Raw genomic sequence first — 17,861 nt, forward strand, 5'->3', positions numbered from 1 at the left:
AGGCTAGCGCAACTGGCTCAAGCCAGCTATTGACAGCCCAATGCCCTTCATCGAAACTGGCTTAAGCCAGTTGTCGCCGATGTTGGTCCTGTCGCGAGCAGGTTTTGGACTCAGGCCGCTCGGAGGACCAGGCCATGCCGCTGGCAGCCAAGCAACCCGGGGTCCTCGCCCCCGATTACCCGTGGAGGTGTGATGTCCGGCACTCATCGTCGATGTGGTTGGTTCTCGTCCTGGCGGGCTCGAAAGCGCTCACCGTCGCGCCCCGGACGTCACAGCGCCCCGACGAACCCGCCCAGCGCCGCTGCCCTGCCGCACACTCAGTGGTGGTCGGTCGGGGTGACCCGCGAGCTGCCCACCCTGCGGTGTGCCCCGCTGCTGGCGGCGGGCCAAGCACGTCGGGGTAACGGTGGGCGGTGGCGGCGGTGACCCGTACCGGTAAGCCGACCACCACCCACCCGCCGTGGTGTACTCCCGAGCGGTGCGGTTTCCTGGTCCCGCCGGTGATGCCGCACATGGCCCGCCGGCATCGTGGCCCGATGCTCCGGGTTGGTGAGAGTCGGGCGAGTGGCCTCGTCGTCACGTACCTCATCAGCGCGGAAGTCCCGGGTGGGCCGCTCGTCGGGGTGCACGTGACCTGCCGGGCCGGCAACGCCTGGGCCGAGTTGTCCCTGCCGCAGGCCGCCGAGCTGATGGACCAGTTGCGCGACCTGTTGACCCAGGGTGATCCGGGCCGGGCCGACGGTGACCCGCCGGGGGCTGATCCAATAGAGGATCAGGGTGACGGCGGTCCGGGTGTCGACGATGAGTGAGGGCGGTCGGCCGGCCGCGTGTCCGGTGTGGTGCCGGGGGTGCGGGCCGAACGACCCGATGCACCGGGGGTTCCTCGCCACCGTGGGGCGGGAGCGGACCGGCTGGGTGAGCCTGCAACTACTCGTCGACCGGTTCGTCCGACGTGAGGCGGCGATCAAGCTCGACGCGACCCGGTACGGCGCCACCCAGGCCGTACTGCTGTCGCTCGGGCAGGTCGACCGGCTCATTGACGAGCTGACCCAGGCACGTCGGCTGATGCGGGCCCCGGTGCGCCGGCCGGGGGAGGACCGGTGAGCGGCGGCGGCCCGCAGGGTCGGGTACGGGGAACGTCGGCGAGGATCGCGGGATGTCCGACGACCGCTTCATGCGTATCCACAGCCCCGAGTTCCAGGCGATGGCGGCGAGGGTGCTGCGGGCCACCGAGTTGACGTCCCGGCTGAACGTGCTGCCCTTCGACGACGAGGCCGGGCGGGCGGAGCTGTTGGCGCAGCTCCTCGGCCGGCCGCTGCCGGCGCGGGTCACCATCTATCCGCCGTTCTTCACCGACCACGGCCTCAATCTGGAGATCGCGGAGCGGGTGTTCATCAACCAGAACTGCACGTTCCTCGACTATGCCGGTATCCGGCTCGGCGAGGGCGTCATGATCGGCCCGAAGGCCACCTTCATCACCCTCGGTCATCCGGTCGACCCCGCGCAGCGGCAGGAGTGGCTGACCGGTGCGCCTATCGACGTGGCGGAGAACGTCTGGATCGGGGCCGGCGCGACGATCCTCCCCGGCGTCCGCATCGGCCGCGATGCCGTGGTGGCGGCCGGCGCGGTGGTCGCCGACGACGTCCCGCCCGCCACCCTGGTCGCCGGCCCCAAAGCGGGCGTACGCCGCCAGTGGTGACCCCCCCGCCCGCCTCGCTACCGGGCCGAGGTAGCGGTATCGGGGCGCGGCGGATACCGCTACTCGGGCCCAGTTGCGTGGATCATCGCGACGCCCGTCCCGGTCAGCGAGGCCGCGCCGACTCCGGCGTGGCCTCGTGGCCGGGCATGCCGTGGGTACGCCGCCGCTGCTTCATCTCCGCCTCGTAGAGGTGCCGCCGGCCGTCGACCAGCTTCTCCCGGGCGTACCGTTCGATCTCCTGGAACGTGGCGTAGTAGCCGTCGTCGAACTCCTCCACGATCTGGAACGTCCACCGGCCGGGCAGCAGGTTACGCCCCAGCAGCTCGTGTTCGACCCGGTCGGCCACCTCGTCGTGCCCGGCCCCGCGCAGCAGCTCCACCACCCGGTCCAGGGTGAGGTCCGCGCCGCCGACGAGTTGGTGCGCGGAGTAGAGGTGCCCACGCACCCGGTGGATCGTCTCCAACGCCTCACTCAACTTGCCCAACGCCTCGACCGTCGCGTCGTCGACTCCCGCCGGCCGTGCGTGCTCCTCGTCTATTGCACCATGCTGACCTGCCATAACCCCCGACATACCCCCATACCGCCCCAGATATCCCATGGTCTCGGTGCCAGCAGCACGGCCGGTGGAGTACGCGGGAACACCGCAGACGCCGGGGGCGGTCGTTCAGGCGGGGGCGGTGGCTCAGCCGTCTCCCGCTGTGCCGCCGAGCAGCCGCCGGGCCTCGGCGACCACATCCGCATCGACTCCCGCAACCGCATCGTCCGGGTACGGCTGCCCGTCGTGGACGACGGCCTCGACGATCTCGTACGCGTACTCCAGGTCGATGAGCCCGGCCGCCAGCGGAGTCCCGTCCCGGGTGATGAACCCGTACGCCCAGGAGGTGAGGGCGCGGGCGGTGATCGTCCGGTCGAGCAGTCGGCGTGCCATGATCCGGACGGCTTCGTCCTCACCCGCCCGGCTGCCCTCCGGAAAGAACGTCAACGAGAGTTCCGCCAGCGCGTCGCCGAGCCACCGACCTAGTTCGTCGCTCTCGCTGCCGGGAGTGGGGGAGATACCCGACAGGATGCGAAGCGTCGGGGTGTCCACGCCCGCTACCAGGCAGTCGCAGGCGGCCCCGATCACCCCGCCCGGCGTGCCCGATCCGACGCTCCACAGGACGGCGGCCTCCTGGAGGCGGGCCAGCGCATCGTCGGGTCGCATCGGTACATGGTCCGCTGTCCGGCCGGCGGTGTCTCGGCGATAACGCCCGCGGCAACCCGCCGCACCGTTCGCAGTGGCCGGCGCGCGGTCAACCAGTCGAGGTCGGCCAGGCAGCCGCGGCGTCGCCGACGGTCACCGTGCGTCGGATCCCAGGTACGGCTGGGGCGTCCGTTCCTCGATCACCGGCGTCACCGGTGTCTGCGATGTCATGGATTCACGACATCATCGGGGTACGACATCACGGGGTCCGACCGCCTCGGCGGGTGTTTCACCTGCTCGCGCCGGCTCGCCACCGTACGCGTGTTTTGTCGTTGATCTGGTGCGGAGTCCGTCGACTCCCGACAGGCCGCTTCCGTACCTGACGAAATGAGCTATGGTGATCGATGTGACGGTTCCGGGAGCAGTCGTCGCGACCCTCGAATCCGACGGTCGCCCTGCCACCCGGACAGCGGCCTCGCGCCGTTAAGATCGGGTTTGCGTCGATAGTGACATTGGGCGATTCGTGGAGGCTGTTACCCGTCCTGGTGCCGCTGATCTGGCACGGGGAGGCGACGGTGGTGGTCCGAACGGCGGAACCTCTCCGCTGCTCGGACCAGCACCGCTCTCCCCGCTTTTCTGGGTACCCGAGGTGTGGCACGATCGTGGAACCTCCACCATCCCCCGTGAACACTCTCTCGACAGGAGCAATCATGTCTGGTCGAAGGCTGGGCCGGCTGTTTGGCTCGCTCCTCGTGCTCGCCACCATCCTGGGTGGACTCGCCGTCGCCGGCGTCCAATCCATCGACGGCAGCGCGCAAATGGCGGACGTCGTCTGGACGATGGGCGGCGCGCGCTAAGCCCCCGCGTCGTCCCCGCTCCCGGTGTCCTGGGGGTGACGTCTCTCAGGGAGAGGGTGGCGCATGGCCAGCCGAGATCAGCGGCGTAAGTCCACCGAACGCGCCTGGTTCATCACCGCACCCCTGGCCCTGCTGGCCATCGTCTTCAGCACCGCGATCGGTGTCCTGCGTCCCGAGTTCGGGAAGTGGGGCCTGGCGTTCGTTCTCTTCGTGGCGATGACGGGGATCAGCATCCCGGTCCTCAACGTCATAGTCCGACGGCAGTCCGTCGGCGTGACGTTGACCGAGGTGCCCCTCGTCGTCGCGCTCTTCTTCCTGCCACCGCTGATCGTGGTGCTCATCTACACGCTCTCCGTGCTGATCTGGAGTGCGTCACACCGGTTCGCCCCGGCCAAGCTGTGGTTCAACGTCGCGAAGGCGGCGGCGGCCACCTCGTTGGCCGGGCTGCTCCTGCTGGCCCTGCCCCCGCTCAAGGGGGTGGGGCCGGGCACCTGGGGCATCCTGTTCCTGGCGGTCAACACCATCACCCTGGTCAGCCTGCTCTCGGTGGCCGGGGTGCACGTGCTGCTCCAGGGCTGGCAGGCCGGCCGGGAGGCGCTGCGGACCGCGCCGTCGGTCTTCCTCACCACCTCGATCAACGCCTCGGTGGGCCTGCTCGTCCTGATCGCGTTGAAGACCACCTGGTGGTCGGTGCTGCTGCTGGCCGCGTTGTTCGCGGCGTTGTTCCAGGTCTACCGGTCCTACTCGCAGTTCTTCCGGCAGCACCGCACCCTGACCGGCATGTACGACCTGACCCGGTTGCTCACCAACAGCGCCGAGGGCGCGATCGCCGACATCCTGCTCGACCGGGTGCGGGGCCTGATGCAGGCCGAGTACGCCACCCTGTGGCTGCCCGCCCAGCGCCGGCACCCCGAGGTGCTGCTGACCGCCCGGGTCGACACCCCCGGCCTGCTCGACGTCGCGCCCACCCCGACCGTCTTCCGGGAACAGGCCCGCGAGCTGGGCAAGACGCTGTCCATCGGGCGGTTGCTCGGCGACGACACGGCGTTGCGCCGGGAGGTCGGCGCGCAGCAGGTCAAGGACGCCATCGTGGTGCCGCTGCGGTCGGGCCAGGCGGTGATCGGCACCCTGGAGGTGACCAACCGGCTCAGCGACATCGGCCACTTCACCACCAGTGACATCCCGGTCTTCGAGACGGTGGCCGCGCACGCCGCCGTCGCCCTGGAGAATTCCCGGCTGGTCGACCGGCTGCGCCACGACGCCTACCACGACGCGCTGACCACGCTGCCCAACCGGCGGCGGATCACCGCCGCGCTGGCCGAGGCGGTCAAGATCAGGGCGCCCGGTGAGGTGGTCGCCGTCCTCCTCTTCGACGTCGACGGCCTGCGTCAGGTCAACGAGTCGCTGGGCCACGCGGCGGGGGACAAGGTCCTCGTCGAGGTGGCCGACCGGCTGCGTGCCTGCGCCCCCTCGTCGGCTCTGGTGGGCCGGGCCGGCGGGGACGAGTTCCTGGTGACGCTGCGGCTGGAGAACGCCGAGGCGGCCCTGGAACTGGCCGCCCAGCTCCGCGAGCAGATCCGCGACGAGATGGTGTTCGACGCGCTCACCCTCGACGTGGACACCGCGGTCGGGGTGGCGGTGCACCCGGATCACGGCAGCGACGCCGCCGTGCTGTTGCAACGGGTCGACCTGGCGGCCACCGCGGCCAAGGCGGTGCCGGGCAGCGTCCAGTTGTTCAACCCGGCGCTGGAGTCGCGGTCGCTGCGCCGGCTCGGCCTCGCCGGTGACCTGCGCCGCGCCCTCGACGAGGGGGAGCTGGAGGTCTACTTCCAGCCGAAGGTGACCCTGCGGGACCGCCGCCTGCTCGGGGTGGAGTGCCTGGCCCGCTGGGAGCACCCGGCGCACGGCACGGTCTCCCCGGAGGACTTCGTCGCGGTCGCCGAGCACACCGGGCAGTTGGGCCGGCTCACCGAGTTCGTCCTCCGTGAGGGGCTGCGCCGCAGCCGGGACTGGAGCCACACCGGGCAGCCGTTGGCGGTGGCGGTCAACATCGCCGCCCGTTCGCTGACCGACCGGCACTTCCCGGACCGGGTCGGCGAGCTGCTGGCCGAGTACGGCGTCCCACCGCAGCTGCTGACCGTCGAGATCCCCGAGGCGGCGGTCCTGGACGGCACCGAGCGACCCATTCCCACCCTGCGCCGGTTGCGGGACCTCGGCGTCCGGCTGGCGGTCGACGACTTCGGCACGGGCAACTCGTCGCTGGCCCAGCTGCGCCGGCTGCCGGTGCACGAGGTGAAGGTGGACCGGTCGTTCGTGCAGGGGATGGCGACCGACCCGGGGGACCTGGCGATCGTGAACGCGGTGGTGTCGCTCTCCCAGCAGTTCGGCCTGGCGGTGGTGGCCGAGGGGGTGGAGAGCGAGCTGACCCTCGAACTGCTCCAGGACATCGGCTGCGAGATCGGGCAGGGCTTCCTGTTCAGCCGGCCGCTGCCGTACGAGCGGCTGGAGGCCTGGTTCGGTGCCCAGACCGACCCGGAGGTGATCGGCCCGGACGCGCTGCCGAGGCTCCGCGTCGTGCCCTGAGCTGCGACGACGCGGTACGGGGGGATCCCATTTCACCCCCGGCGCGGTGCCGTGTAATGTATCCCCTGCGCGACGCCCTCCGGGGTGATCGGGTAGGCCCCCTTAGCTCAGTCGGCAGAGCGTCTCCATGGTAAGGAGAAGGTCTACGGTTCGATTCCGTAAGGGGGCTCAGAGGGTCCGGCTGGACCCGCCTGCGGCGGTGTAGCTCAGATGGCAGAGCAAGCGGCTCATAATCGCTGTGTCGCCGGTTCAAGTCCGGCCACCGCTACTCTCGTCCTCCGGGCTCATCCCCGGTGGTCGGTGGGACGGGCGCCACTGGCGCCCGCTTTGCATGTCCCGGCGTTGTCCGCGTAGGCTGATGCGCTGTAGTTGATATCCGTAGCGAGGAAGGCACTCCGCCGTGGCGAAGGCGACCGATGTCCGGCCGAAGATCACTTTGGCGTGTGTGGAGTGCAAGGAGCGCAACTACATCACGCGCAAGAACCGCCGCAACGACCCGGACCGCATCGAGCTGAAGAAGTTCTGCCCCCGGGACGGCAAGCACACGGTCCACCGCGAGACCCGCTGACTCGCGGCCGGCAGTAGGCCGGCCCGGTCCGCAGCAGCTTCACCCCGGACGCCGATCCGCACGGCTGGCGTGGCCTTTCACGGTCGCCCCGCCCGTACGGGTCGGCGTTCGTGTGTCCCGTGTAGGTTCGGCGGCATGTCCCTGGACCCGTCCTTCGTCGGCCGGACGTACCCGCCGACCGCCCCCTACCAGGTGGGCCGAGAAAAGATCCGCGAGTTCGCCACCGCCATCGGCGCCACCGACCCGGCCCACCACGACCCAGCGGCGGCCCGTGCGCTCGGCCACCCGGACGTGGTCGCCCCGCCCACCTTCCCGGTCCTGATCACCATGGCCGCCAGCCAGCAGATCGTGGACGATCCGGCGCTCGGGGTCGACTACAGCCGGGTGGTGCACGGCGACCAGCGGTTCGCCTACACCCGGCCGGTGGTGGCCGGTGACGAGCTGGTCTGCGTGAACACCATCGAGGAGATCAGCTCCCGCAGCGGGCACGGCTTCCTCACCACCCGCACCGACGTGACCACCGTGGCCGGTGAGCCGGTGGTCGCCGTCTGGTCCAAGCTCGTCGTCCGTGGGGAGTCCTGACGTGGAACTGTCGACCCGTACGTTCCGGGTGACCCGGGCGGACCTGGTCCGCTATGCGGGCGCCTCGGGGGACTTCAATCCGATCCACTGGAGCGACCGGACCGCCACGAAGGTGGGGCTGCCCGGGGTGATCGCGCATGGCATGTTCACCATGGCGCTCGTCGGTCGGGCGGTCGCCGAGTGGGCCGGCGCGCCCGACGCGGTGGTCGAGTTCGGGGTGCGGTTCACCAGGCCGGTGGTCGTCCCGGACGACGACGAGGGCACCGAGATCACCGTCGACGCGGTGGTCAAGGAGGTCACTGAAGCCGGTCTGACCAGGCTCGATGTGACCGCCAGGTGCGGCGGCGAGAAGGTCCTGTCGCAGGCGCGGGCGCTCGTGCGGACGGCCGGCTGACAGGTCGTCGGAACGGACCGGGCGGGACCGGTTGGGAAAGTCGGGGCGCTACCCGTACACTGGTCCGCCGTGGGGCAAGTGACCCCTGCTCGGCCGCGCAGGCCGGGTAGGGCGAGCGTTGCCGCACAGGGGTGTAGCTCAATTGGCAGAGCAGCGGTCTCCAAAACCGCAGGCTGCAGGTTCAAGTCCTGTCACCCCTGCGCCTCAGGCCTGACCGTTCCCGTGGGTCGCGCCGCCGTAAGGCGGCGTCCGGCCCGTGGTGGTGGCATCGGCGGGGTGGCTTCGAGGCGACTCGGGGCCCTTCGTCCGGTCCGCCGGCCGCGGCCCGTCGCGGGACGGTTGGTCCGGCCGGCGTGACCAGCGCCGCGTACGCCTCCCGGCGTACGAACCGACATCCCGCGACGGAGGGCGAAGTGGCCGAGAGCAAGCGGCGCGGCGAGGACGCCGGCGACGACGGTCTGCGCGACGAGCGCGACGAGGTCGTCGACGAGGTGACCGCCGACAGCGACGCCATCGACGACGACGCCACCGACGCGGACGAGCCGGTATCCCGGGGCGGCACCGCGACCCGGTCGCGGACCCGTGCGGGCGCCGCCGACAGCAAGCCGAAGACCCGCTCCGAGACCGACCGGGTGGGGCCGTTCGCCCGCATCGCGCGTTTCTTCCGCGAGGTCGTCGCCGAACTGCGTAAGGTCATCTGGCCGACCCGCAAGGAGCTGCTGACCTACACGGCCGTGGTGGTCACCTTCGTCGCGGTGATGCTGACCATCGTGGGCCTGCTCGACTTCGCCTTCGCGAAGGGCGTGCTGTGGGTCTTCGGCAGCCCCAGCTGACCGGCCGACTGAGCCGATAGTGACGGAAGTGAGCAAGCGTGCCTGAGTACGACGAGACCGCCGAGACCACGGACGACCAGTCCACGGTCGCGACGGCGGCGAGTGACGAGTCGGTCGAGGCCGCCAGCGAGCCGGAATTCCCGACCACGGAGCCGGAGCCGGACGAGGACTACGACCCGGTCGCCGAGCTGCGCCAGAAGCTGCGCTACGCGCCTGGCGACTGGTACGTGGTGCACTCGTACGCCGGTTACGAGAACAAGGTCAAGACCAACCTCGAGACCCGGATCACCTCCCTCGACATGGAGGAGTTCATCTACCAGGTCGAGGTGCCGACCCGGGAAGAGGTCGAGGTCAAGAACGGCAAGCGTTCCCAGATCCAGGCCAAGGTCTTCCCCGGCTACATCCTGGTCCGGATGGAGCTGACCGCCGAGTCCTACTCCTGCGTGCGCAACACGCCGGGGGTCACCGGGTTCGTGGGGGCCACCGACCGGGCCGACCGGCCGGCGCCGCTGAGCCTCGACGAGGTGCTCAAGTGGCTGGCCCCGGCGGTGGAGACCGAGCAGAAGAAGGCCAAGCCCGAGATCAAGGTCCTCGACTTCGAGGTGGGCGACTCGGTCACCGTCACCGACGGGGCGTTCGCCTCGCTGCCGGCGACGATCAGCGAGATCAACGCCGACCAGCAGAAGCTCAAGGTGCTGGTGTCGATCTTCGGCCGGGAGACCCCGGTCGAGCTGAACTTCAACCAGGTCGCCAAGATCTGACGTCGTTCCCCGTCGCCGGCGGTGGGCCACGGCCCGCCGCCGGCGACGTCGTTCCGCCCCGGCGCGGACCTCGGCGCAGAGGGTCGCCGGGCGCTGCGCTACCCTTGAATGTCGTCGCTGTGGCACCGCGCTGACCGTGCGCGCCCGTGGCCGGCACCTTTCCCAGTTCCAAGCCCCAGGAAGTGACATGCCTCCGAAGAAGAAGCTCGTCAAGACGTTCACGCTTCAGCTGAAGGCGGGCCAGGCGACCCCGGCGCCGCCGGTGGGCCCCGCGCTCGGTCAGCACGGCGTGAACATCATGGAGTTCTGCAAGTCCTACAACGCGCAGACCGAGTCCCAGCGGGGCGACATCGTCCCCGCCGAGATCAGCGTCTACGAGGACCGCTCCTTCACCTTCGTCCTGAAGACCCCGCCCGCCGCCCGGCTGCTGCTCAAGGCAGCCGGTGTGGAGAAGGGCTCCGGCGTGCCGCAGAGCCAGAAGGTCGGCTCGGTGAGCCAGGCCCAGGTGCGCGAGATCGCCGAGAAGAAGATGGTCGACCTCAACGCCAACGACGTCGACCAGGCTGCGAAGATCATCGCCGGTACCGCCCGGTCGATGGGCATCGTCGTCAACGACTGACGTCCGTCAGTCCCCAGACCAGTTCGTGGGAGGGCGCGCGTCGACCGCGGCCCGCCAGAGACCACAGGAGTAACCCGAGATGCAGCGCAGCAAGACGTACCGCAAGGCCGCCGAGGCGATCGACAAGTCGAAGCTCTACACCCCGGCCGAGGCGGTCAAGCTCGCCAAGGACACCACCAGCGCCAAGTTCGACGCCACGGTCGAGGTCGCCATGCGCCTCGGCGTCGACCCCCGCAAGGCGGACCAGATGGTCCGCGGCGTGGTCAACCTGCCGCACGGCACCGGTAAGACCGCCCGCGTGATCGTCTTCGCCGCCGGCGCGAAGGCCGAGGAGGCCGTCGCCGCCGGTGCCGACGAGGTGGGCACGGACGAGCTGGTCGCCCGGATCCAGGGCGGCTGGCTGGACTTCGACGCGGCGATCGCCACGCCGGACCAGATGGCCAAGATCGGCCGGATCGCGCGGATCCTGGGCCCGCGCGGCCTGATGCCGAACCCGAAGACCGGCACCGTGACCATGGACGTCACCAAGGCCGTCTCGGACATCAAGGGCGGCAAGATCACCTTCCGGGTGGACAAGCACTCCAACCTCCACCTGATCATCGGCAAGGCCTCGTTCTCGGAGACCCAGCTGATCGACAACTACGCCGCGGTGCTGGACGAGGTGCTCCGCGCCAAGCCGTCCGCGGCCAAGGGCAAGTACCTCAAGAAGGTCACCCTGGCCACCACGATGGGTCCGGGCGTCCCGATCGACCCGAACGTGGTGAAGAACCTCCAGGAGACCGCCGTCGAGAGCTGATCCCGACCGCTCCCGCGCAGGGGCCCCGCCACGCACCGTGGCGGGGCCCCTGCCGTGTGTCGGGCTGTGGCAGGCTCACCCCCATGCGACTGGAGGACGTCCGGCTCCGGTACCGCCGGAGCGGCCCCTGGGTGTTGCGCGGCGTCACGGCCCGCCTCGACCCGGGCGAGGTGGCGGTGGTGCTCGGCCGCAACGGGGCCGGCAAGTCGACCCTCCTGCAACTCTGCGCCGGGGTGCTGCGGCCGGTCCGGGGCCGGGTGGTCGACCGTCCCCACCGGGTCGGCTGGGTACCCGAGCGGTTCCCCGCCGACCAGCCGTTCACCGTGACCCGCTACCTCACCGCCATGGGCCGGGCCGCCGGCCTGGGCCGGGCCGACGCCGACCGGGCCGTCGACAGGTGGACCGACCGGCTGGGCCTGACCCCGTTCCGTACGGTCCGCCTGCCCGACCTGTCCAAGGGCACCGCGCAGAAGGTCGGCCTGGCCCAGGCGATGCTGCGCACCCCCGGCCTGCTGGTCCTCGACGAGCCCTGGGAGGGGCTGGACGCAGCCGCCCGCGGCCTGGTCCCGGAACTGGTCGACGAGGTGCTGGCGGCCGGGGGAGCGGTCCTGGTCAGCGACCACCGGGGCGAGACGGTCTGGCTGCCCGGGGCCCGGCACTGGACGGTCGCCGACGGTCTGCTCACCGATGAGCCGGCCACGGGTGACGCGGCCGTCGCCGTGGTCGAGGTCGCGGTGCCGGCCGCGCGGGTGGCCGGCACCGTCGCCCGGTTGCGCGCCGACGGCCACCGGATCCTGCGGGTACGCGAACCCGCCGGCACGCCCCCACCGGCACCCGTCCCACCCGTCGAGGCCGGGTCGGCGGGCGAGCCGGCGCGGGACGGCCGGGCGGGGGAGGGGGCCCGGTGAGCGCGCTGGTGCGGATGCGGTTGGCCGGTTTCCTGCGTACCGGACGGGCGCTGGCGCCGCTGCTGGCCGGCCTGCTGGCCCTCGGCATCCTGTACGGCGGCGGCCGGGCCCGCCCGGCGGAGGCGTACGGCGTCAGCGCGGTGGTGCTCTTCCCGGTGCTGGCCTGGCAGACCAAGATCCTGCTGGACGTCGAACCGGACGTGCAGCGCCGGCTGGCGCAGGTGCTTGTCGGCCCGGTCCGGGAGCGGTGCGCCGGGCTGTTCGCGGCCGTCCTCGCCGGGCTGGGCACGGTGCTGGTCGCGCTGGTCTTCCCGTGGCCGGTCGGCGGGGTGGCCACGCCCGGCCCGGGTGATCCGCCGGTGGTGGCGGCGTTGGCCCTCGGCCTGTGGGCGCACCTGCTCGCCCTGCTGCCGGCGGTGGCCCTGGGCGCCCTGGCCAGCCGGGCGCTCACCCGCAGCGCCGGGTACGGCGTCGCCGTGCTCGCCGTGGGCGCGGTCGGCACCCTCGCGCTGGGCCTGCGCGGCTCGGTGGCGCCCTGGCTGGTGCCGCCGGTGCTGGCCACCGCGCGGGCGCTCGCCGGTTCCCTGCCCGCCGGCACCGCGCTGTTCCTGTCGGCCTGGGCGCTGGTGTGGGCGGGGGTGGCGTTGGCCGGCTACGTCCGGTGGCGGCGGGTCCGTCCGTGAGCAACGGAGGGCGATTTGGTGATGGCCGGGCCGTCGCGTAACCTGGTGCGGTAGTTCCACCCAGAGACCGCTGGTCACCGTGCCCCGGCACGGTCGAAGGCTCCGCGACGACGGGCGACCCGCGCAGGGCGGTAAGCGTAATACGGTTCCTTTCCGTGGTCCGCCGACCATGGTGATCGGTCCGGTCCTCGCCCCGCGCGCCCTGCGCCGGGGCTTTTTCGTTGTCGTGAGGCCTCCGGCGTCGTCGCAGAGTTTCGTGCCGCGCGACGGCGACCAGCTCCGAGTAACGAGAGAGGAGGGACATGGCGGACAAGCCGATCCGGGCCGACAAGGCCACGGCCGTCGCTGAGCTGACCGAGAGCTTCCGTACCTCGGGCGCCGCGGTGCTCACCGAGTACCGTGGTCTGACGGTTTCCCAGCTCACCCAGCTGCGGCGCTCGCTCGGCAAGGAGACCACCTACACGGTTGCGAAGAACACGCTGGCCAAGCGTGCCGCGACCGAGGCGGGCATCTCCGGCCTCGACGAGCTGTTCACCGGTCCTACCGCGCTGACTTTCGTTTCGGGCGACGTCGTCGAGGCGGCGAAGGGTCTTCGCGACTTCGCGAAGGCCAACCCGAAGCTCGTCATCAAGGGCGGTGTGTTCGAGGGCAAGGCCATTTCCGCGGCCGAGGTCACGAAGCTCGCCGACCTGGAGTCCCGTGAGGTGCTGCTGGCCAAGCTGGCCGGCGCGATGAAGGGCAACCTGAGCAAGGCCGCGGCCCTGTTCCAGGCGCCGCTCTCCAAGGCCGCCCGCGCGGCGGCCGCCCTGGCGGACAAGAAGCGCGAGCAGGAGGGCGCCGAGGCGGCCTGAGGCCCCCCGGCGCACCACGTTCTTTAATTTTCATTGCGAGAAAGGACGCCAGACATGGCGAAGCTCAGCACCGACGAGCTGCTCGACGCGTTCAAGGAGATGACGCTGATCGAGCTCTCCGAGTTCGTGAAGCAGTTCGAGGAGACCTTCGAGGTCACCGCCGCCGCGCCGGTCGCGGTTGCCGCCGCGGGTGGTGCCGGTGGTGCCGCCGCCGCGCCGGTCGAGGAGGAGAAGGACGAGTTCGACGTCGTCCTGGAGGCCGACGGTGGCAAGAAGATCCAGGTCATCAAGGTCGTGCGTGAGCTGACCGGCCTGGGCCTCAAGGAGGCCAAGGACGCGGTCGAGTCCGCGCCGAAGGCGATCCTGGAGAAGGTCAACAAGGAGACCGCCGAGAAGGCCAAGGCCAAGCTCGAGGGTGAGGGCGCCAAGGTCACCCTCAAGTGACCTGAGGTCGACCCTGGGGTCGACAGTGGCGCGTGTCCGGCTCGGGTGAGTCGCGGCACACCACGAACTGAACGGGCGGTGATCCGATACACGGATCACCGCCCGTCCTGCTTGGTGACTCCGGGTATCAGTGGTGTGAGCAGGGTGTTCGCACTCGTGGTGCGACATCGTGGTGACGCCGTGGGTAGCCCGTCCGTGGGAAACCCGTCGAGCAGGCGCTTGGAGCCTCTTGACGTGGCCCCGGCCTGCCAGGCACGCTGACACCAGCAAGACCTTCCGCGCTTGCGACGGCCCCCTCCCGGGTAATGGCTGCGGCAGCACCAGCAGCCGCTCCACCCGGGCGGTCCGACAGGAACGTCGTGTTCCGAGCGGCCCGGTGTGACCCCGTTCTCCGGGGTCCCGTGGCGCGTTCCGCGACGACCTGCGGGATGGGCTGGACAGCGGTTAGCCTCTCGGCTACACTGCTAGTTTGCGCTGCCTTCCGACTTGACCCCTGCTCGGAAATGTCCGGTTACGGATATTTCTGGTGGGGTCATTGGAGTGCACGCGTACCAGCCGTTCTGCAGCACCGGTCCTCGGAAGGACGCATCTTGGCAGCTTCCCGCCCTGCGAAGACCAGTCGTACGTCGAGCGCTTTCGCGCCCCGCCGAGTTTCTTTCGGCAGGATCACCGAACACCTCGAGGTCCCCAACCTCCTCGCCATCCAGAACGAGTCCTTCGACTGGCTCGTCGGCAACGAGGCTTGGCAGGGCCGGTCGGCGGACGACCCGCACGCACGCTCGGGTCTCGCGGAAATCCTCGACGAGATCAGTCCCATTGAGGACTTTTCCGGCACCATGTCGCTGTCCTTCTCGGCACCGCGCTTCGACGAGGTCAAGGCCTCGATCGAGGAGTGCAAGGAGAAGGACCTGACCTACTGCGCCCCGCTGTTCGTGACGGCGGAGTTCACCAACAACACCACCGGCGAGATCAAGAGCCAGACGGTGTTCATGGGTGACTTCCCGATGATGACGCCCAAGGGCACGTTCATCATCAACGGCACCGAGCGCGTCGTGGTCAGCCAGCTCGTCCGGTCCCCGGGCGTCTACTTCGACAAGCAGCCGGACAAGACCTCCGACCGCGACCTCTCCAGCGTCAAGGTCATCCCCAGCCGGGGTGCCTGGCTGGAGTTCGACATCGACAAGCGCGACACGGTCGGCGTCCGCATCGACCGCAAGCGCCGGCAGGCCGTCACGGTCCTGCTCAAGGCCATCGGTTGGTCCGCCGAGCAGATCCGCGAGAAGTTCGGCTGGTCCGAGCTGATGATGACCACGCTCGAAAAGGACCACATCGCCGGCCAGGACGAGGCCCTGCTCGACATCTACCGCAAGCTCCGCCCTGGCGAGCCGCCGACCCGCGAGAACGCCCAGACCCTGCTCGACAACCTCTTCTTCAACCCGAAGCGGTACGACGTCGCCAAGGTCGGTCGGTACAAGTTCAACAAGAAGCTCGAACTCGACGTGCCGATCACCACCGGCACGCTCACCGAGGACGACGTCGTCGCCACCGTGGAGTACCTCTGCCGGCTGCACGCCGGTGAGGACGGCTACGAGGCCGACGACATCGACCACTTCGGCAACCGTCGCCTGCGTACCGTGGGCGAGCTGATCCAGAACCAGGTCCGGGTGGGTCTCTCCCGGATGGAGCGGGTCGTCCGTGAGCGGATGACCACCCAGGACGTCGAGGCGATCACGCCGCAGACCCTGATCAACATCCGCCCGGTGGTGGCGGCGATCAAGGAGTTCTTCGGTACGTCGCAGCTGTCCCAGTTCATGGACCAGACCAACCCGCTGGCGGGCCTGACCCACCGGCGGCGGCTGAGCGCGCTCGGCCCGGGTGGTCTGTCCCGGGAGCGGGCCGGCTTCGAGGTCCGCGACGTGCACCCGTCCCACTACGGCCGGATGTGCCCGATCGAGACGCCGGAAGGCCCGAACATCGGCCTGATCGGCGCGCTGTCCACCTTCGCCCGGGTCAACCCGTTCGGCTTCATCGAGACGCCGTACCGGAAGGTCGTCGAGGGTCGGGTCACCGACCAGATCGACTACCTGACCGCGGACGAGGAGGACCGGTTCGTCAAGGCCCAGGCCAACGCGCCGCTCAAGTCCGACGGCACGTTCGCCGAGGACCGGGTGCTGTGTCGCCGTAAGGGTGGCGAGACCGAGGACGTGGTCCCCGGCGCCGTCGACTACATGGACGTGTCGCCGCGGCAGATGACCTCGGTCGCGACCGCGATGATCCCGTTCCTGGAGCACGACGACGCCAACCGCGCGCTGATGGGCGCCAACATGCAGCGCCAGGCGGTGCCGCTGGTCAAGGCGGAGTCGCCGCTGGTCGGCACCGGCATGGAATACCGCGCCGCGGTCGACGCCGGTGACGTGGTGGTGGCCGAGGTCGGTGGCGTGATCGAGGATCTCTGCGCCGACTACATCACCATCCACCAGGACGACGGCCACCGCCGGACGTACCTGCTGCACAAGTTCCGCCGCTCCAACGCCGGCTCCTGCGTCAACCAGAAGCCGGTCGTCTTCGAGGGCGACCGCGTCGAGGCCGGCCAGGTCATCGCCGACGGTCCGTGCACCGACGAGGGCGAGATGGCGCTCGGACGCAACCTGCTGGTCGCGTTCATGTGCTGGGAGGGCCACAACTACGAGGACGCGATCATCCTGTCGCAGCGCCTCGTGCAGCAGGACGTGCTCACCTCGATCCACATCGAGGAGCACGAGGTCGACGCCCGGGACACCAAGCTCGGCCCGGAGGAGATCACCCGGGACATCCCGAACGTCAGCGAGGAGATGCTCGCCGACCTCGACGAGCGCGGCATCATCCGGATCGGCGCCGAGGTCGTCCCCGGCGACATCCTGGTCGGCAAGGTGACGCCGAAGGGCGAGACCGAGCTGACCCCGGAGGAGCGGCTGCTGCGGGCGATCTTCGGTGAGAAGGCCCGGGAGGTCCGGGACACCTCGCTGAAGGTGCCGCACGGCGAGACCGGCACGGTCATCGGGGTGCGGACCTTCTCCCGCGAGGACGGCGACGAGCTGCCGCCGGGCGTCAACGAGCTGGTCCGGGTGTACGTCGCCCAGAAGCGCAAGATCCAGGACGGCGACAAGCTCGCCGGCCGGCACGGCAACAAGGGTGTCATCTCGAAGATCCTGCCGATCGAGGACATGCCGTTCCTGGAGGACGGCACCCCGGTCGACATCGTGCTGAACCCGCTGGGTGTGCCGTCCCGGATGAACATCGGCCAGGTCCTGGAGACCCACCTCGGGTGGGTGGCCAAGACCGGCTGGAGCGTGGACGGCGACGACACCGAGTGGAAGCGTCAGCTCCGCTCGATCGAGGCGCACGAGTCCGAGCCGGACACCAACGTGGCCACGCCGGTCTTCGACGGTGCCCGCGAGGAGGAGATCTCCGGTCTGCTCGCGTCGACCCTGCCCAACCGGGACGGCAAGCAGCTGATCGGTTCCTCCGGCAAGGCGCAGCTGTTCGACGGTCGTTCCGGCGAGCCGCTGCCCGACCCGATCGCGGTCGGCTACATCTACATCCTGAAGCTCAACCACCTGGTCGACGACAAGATCCACGCCCGGTCGACCGGTCCGTACTCGATGATCACGCAGCAGCCGCTGGGTGGTAAGGCGCAGTTCGGTGGCCAGCGCTTCGGTGAGATGGAGTGCTGGGCGATGCAGGCGTACGGCGCCGCCTACGCCCTGCAGGAACTGCTGACGATCAAGTCCGACGACGTCCTGGGCCGGGTCAAGGTCTACGAGGCGATCGTCAAGGGCGAGAACATCCCGGAGCCGGGCATCCCGGAGTCGTTCAAGGTGCTGCTCAAGGAGCTCCAGTCGCTGTGCCTGAACGTCGAGGTGCTCAGCAGCGACGGGGTGGCCCTGGAGATGCGCGAGACCGACGACGAGGTGTTCCGGGCCGCGGAGGAGCTGGGCATCGACCTGTCCCGGCGCGAGCCGAGCTCGGTCGAAGAGGTGTAAGTGGTGCGGGTCGGGGGCCGGCTGTCCGGCTCCCGACCCCGCCCGTGATCTAGCTGTAAAGACGACGACATAGGGGACATA

19 protein-coding genes and 3 tRNA genes are annotated in these 17,861 nt (G+C 70.0%); 20 read left to right on the top strand and 2 right to left on the bottom strand.

Features of this window, described 5'->3' with window-relative positions:
* The first annotated feature begins 422 nt into the window (after positions 1-422).
* From ACWCHM_RS32910 to ACWCHM_RS32920, 3 genes are read left to right on the top strand one after another with little or no spacing between them, the layout of a single operon-like run.
* Positions 423-809 carry a hypothetical protein gene (locus ACWCHM_RS32910; RefSeq protein ID WP_454221206.1) on the top strand — a complete coding sequence of 129 codons (387 nt, stop codon included), beginning with the start codon at positions 423-425 and terminating at the stop codon, positions 807-809.
* Positions 802-1,104, top strand: a complete 303-nt coding sequence (locus ACWCHM_RS32915; RefSeq protein ID WP_454221207.1) for a precorrin-4 C11-methyltransferase — start codon at positions 802-804, stop codon at positions 1,102-1,104. Before ACWCHM_RS32910 ends, ACWCHM_RS32915 begins: the two co-directional genes overlap by 8 nt.
* 52 nt (positions 1,105-1,156) lie before the next feature.
* Positions 1,157-1,699 carry a DapH/DapD/GlmU-related protein gene (locus ACWCHM_RS32920; RefSeq protein WP_454221208.1) on the top strand — a complete coding sequence of 181 codons (543 nt, stop codon included), beginning with the start codon at positions 1,157-1,159 and terminating at the stop codon, positions 1,697-1,699.
* 103 nt (positions 1,700-1,802) lie between these two features.
* Here the strand turns inward: ACWCHM_RS32920 and ACWCHM_RS32925 are convergent, their stop codons facing one another.
* Together ACWCHM_RS32925 and ACWCHM_RS32930 are read right to left on the bottom strand one after the other, a co-directional pair.
* Positions 1,803-2,258 carry a hypothetical protein gene (locus tag ACWCHM_RS32925; RefSeq protein WP_454221209.1) on the bottom strand — a complete coding sequence of 152 codons (456 nt, stop codon included), beginning with the start codon at positions 2,256-2,258 and terminating at the stop codon, positions 1,803-1,805.
* Between the two features lie 123 nt (positions 2,259-2,381).
* Positions 2,382-2,900 (bottom strand): hypothetical protein, encoded by a 519-nt coding sequence (locus ACWCHM_RS32930; RefSeq protein ID WP_454221210.1) that lies wholly within the window; start codon positions 2,898-2,900, stop codon positions 2,382-2,384.
* Positions 2,901-3,589: 689 nt separating this feature from the next.
* On the opposite strand from ACWCHM_RS32930, the gene ACWCHM_RS32935 reads away from it, so the two are divergent.
* From ACWCHM_RS32935 to rpoB, 17 genes are all read left to right on the top strand, one after another.
* Positions 3,590-3,736, top strand: coding sequence for a hypothetical protein (locus tag ACWCHM_RS32935; RefSeq protein ID WP_169733070.1), 147 nt, complete (start codon positions 3,590-3,592; stop codon positions 3,734-3,736).
* 63 nt (positions 3,737-3,799) lie between these two features.
* Positions 3,800-6,319 carry a putative bifunctional diguanylate cyclase/phosphodiesterase gene (locus ACWCHM_RS32940; protein WP_454221211.1) on the top strand — a complete coding sequence of 840 codons (2,520 nt, stop codon included), beginning with the start codon at positions 3,800-3,802 and terminating at the stop codon, positions 6,317-6,319.
* Between the two features lie 96 nt (positions 6,320-6,415).
* A tRNA-Thr gene (locus tag ACWCHM_RS32945) sits at positions 6,416-6,488 on the top strand.
* A gap of 26 nt (positions 6,489-6,514) precedes the next feature.
* Positions 6,515-6,587: transfer RNA gene (locus tag ACWCHM_RS32950), tRNA-Met, on the top strand.
* A gap of 132 nt (positions 6,588-6,719) precedes the next feature.
* Complete coding sequence (rpmG, locus tag ACWCHM_RS32955; RefSeq protein ID WP_013288652.1) at positions 6,720-6,887, top strand: 50S ribosomal protein L33; 168 nt, start codon at positions 6,720-6,722, stop codon at positions 6,885-6,887.
* Between the two features lie 135 nt (positions 6,888-7,022).
* The gene (locus ACWCHM_RS32960; RefSeq protein WP_088644785.1) at positions 7,023-7,469 is read left to right on the top strand and encodes a MaoC family dehydratase N-terminal domain-containing protein; all 447 of its coding nucleotides are present in this window, start codon (positions 7,023-7,025) and stop codon (positions 7,467-7,469) included.
* A gap of 1 nt (position 7,470) precedes the next feature.
* A complete protein-coding gene (locus ACWCHM_RS32965; RefSeq protein WP_204957685.1) occupies positions 7,471-7,863 on the top strand; it encodes a MaoC/PaaZ C-terminal domain-containing protein in 393 nt (130 codons plus the stop codon).
* Between the two features lie 127 nt (positions 7,864-7,990).
* Positions 7,991-8,063 (top strand) — tRNA-Trp (locus ACWCHM_RS32970).
* A 213-nt stretch (positions 8,064-8,276) separates the two neighbouring features.
* Entirely contained in the window at positions 8,277-8,696 is a 420-nt protein-coding gene (gene secE, locus ACWCHM_RS32975) for a preprotein translocase subunit SecE (RefSeq protein WP_204957686.1), read from the top strand.
* 38 nt (positions 8,697-8,734) lie between these two features.
* Complete coding sequence (gene nusG, locus ACWCHM_RS32980) at positions 8,735-9,457, top strand: transcription termination/antitermination protein NusG (RefSeq protein WP_088644788.1); 723 nt, start codon at positions 8,735-8,737, stop codon at positions 9,455-9,457.
* A 187-nt stretch (positions 9,458-9,644) separates the two neighbouring features.
* The gene (rplK, locus tag ACWCHM_RS32985) at positions 9,645-10,076 is read left to right on the top strand and encodes a 50S ribosomal protein L11 (RefSeq protein WP_204957687.1); all 432 of its coding nucleotides are present in this window, start codon (positions 9,645-9,647) and stop codon (positions 10,074-10,076) included.
* A gap of 79 nt (positions 10,077-10,155) precedes the next feature.
* Positions 10,156-10,872 (top strand): 50S ribosomal protein L1, encoded by a 717-nt coding sequence (rplA, locus tag ACWCHM_RS32990; protein WP_454221212.1) that lies wholly within the window; start codon positions 10,156-10,158, stop codon positions 10,870-10,872.
* 83 nt (positions 10,873-10,955) lie between these two features.
* Positions 10,956-11,780 (top strand): ATP-binding cassette domain-containing protein, encoded by an 825-nt coding sequence (locus tag ACWCHM_RS32995; protein WP_454221213.1) that lies wholly within the window; start codon positions 10,956-10,958, stop codon positions 11,778-11,780.
* Positions 11,777-12,463, top strand: a complete 687-nt coding sequence (locus ACWCHM_RS33000; protein WP_454221214.1) for a hypothetical protein — start codon at positions 11,777-11,779, stop codon at positions 12,461-12,463. The genes ACWCHM_RS32995 and ACWCHM_RS33000 overlap by 4 nt, the downstream gene beginning before the upstream one ends.
* Before the next feature lie 302 nt (positions 12,464-12,765).
* Positions 12,766-13,314 carry a 50S ribosomal protein L10 gene (gene rplJ / locus ACWCHM_RS33005; RefSeq protein ID WP_088644793.1) on the top strand — a complete coding sequence of 183 codons (549 nt, stop codon included), beginning with the start codon at positions 12,766-12,768 and terminating at the stop codon, positions 13,312-13,314.
* A gap of 54 nt (positions 13,315-13,368) precedes the next feature.
* Positions 13,369-13,758 (top strand): 50S ribosomal protein L7/L12, encoded by a 390-nt coding sequence (gene rplL / locus ACWCHM_RS33010; protein ID WP_088644794.1) that lies wholly within the window; start codon positions 13,369-13,371, stop codon positions 13,756-13,758.
* Positions 13,759-14,348: 590 nt separating this feature from the next.
* Complete coding sequence (gene rpoB / locus ACWCHM_RS33015) at positions 14,349-17,780, top strand: DNA-directed RNA polymerase subunit beta (RefSeq protein WP_204957691.1); 3,432 nt, start codon at positions 14,349-14,351, stop codon at positions 17,778-17,780.
* Positions 17,781-17,861: the final 81 nt, after the last annotated feature.

The organism is Micromonospora sp. SCSIO 07396 (genome assembly GCF_053667945.1).

Excerpts from the sequence above, each read along its gene's own strand:
- ACWCHM_RS32915 (WP_454221207.1), top strand. The coding sequence starts at position 802 with ATGAGTGAGGGCGGTCGGCCGGCCGCGTGTCCGGTGTGGTGCCGGGGG.
- ACWCHM_RS32920 (WP_454221208.1), top strand. The coding sequence starts at position 1,157 with ATGTCCGACGACCGCTTCATGCGTATCCACAGCCCCGAGTTCCAGGCG.
- ACWCHM_RS32925 (WP_454221209.1), bottom strand. The coding sequence starts at position 2,258 with ATGGCAGGTCAGCATGGTGCAATAGACGAGGAGCACGCACGGCCGGCG.
- ACWCHM_RS32930 (WP_454221210.1), bottom strand. The coding sequence starts at position 2,900 with ATGCGACCCGACGATGCGCTGGCCCGCCTCCAGGAGGCCGCCGTCCTG.
- ACWCHM_RS32935 (WP_169733070.1), top strand. The coding sequence starts at position 3,590 with ATGTCTGGTCGAAGGCTGGGCCGGCTGTTTGGCTCGCTCCTCGTGCTC.
- ACWCHM_RS32940 (WP_454221211.1), top strand. The coding sequence starts at position 3,800 with ATGGCCAGCCGAGATCAGCGGCGTAAGTCCACCGAACGCGCCTGGTTC.
- ACWCHM_RS32960 (WP_088644785.1), top strand. The coding sequence starts at position 7,023 with ATGTCCCTGGACCCGTCCTTCGTCGGCCGGACGTACCCGCCGACCGCC.
- rplK (WP_204957687.1), top strand. The coding sequence starts at position 9,645 with ATGCCTCCGAAGAAGAAGCTCGTCAAGACGTTCACGCTTCAGCTGAAG.
- rplA (WP_454221212.1), top strand. The coding sequence starts at position 10,156 with ATGCAGCGCAGCAAGACGTACCGCAAGGCCGCCGAGGCGATCGACAAG.
- ACWCHM_RS32995 (WP_454221213.1), top strand. The coding sequence starts at position 10,956 with ATGCGACTGGAGGACGTCCGGCTCCGGTACCGCCGGAGCGGCCCCTGG.
- rplJ (WP_088644793.1), top strand. The coding sequence starts at position 12,766 with ATGGCGGACAAGCCGATCCGGGCCGACAAGGCCACGGCCGTCGCTGAG.
- rplL (WP_088644794.1), top strand. The coding sequence starts at position 13,369 with ATGGCGAAGCTCAGCACCGACGAGCTGCTCGACGCGTTCAAGGAGATG.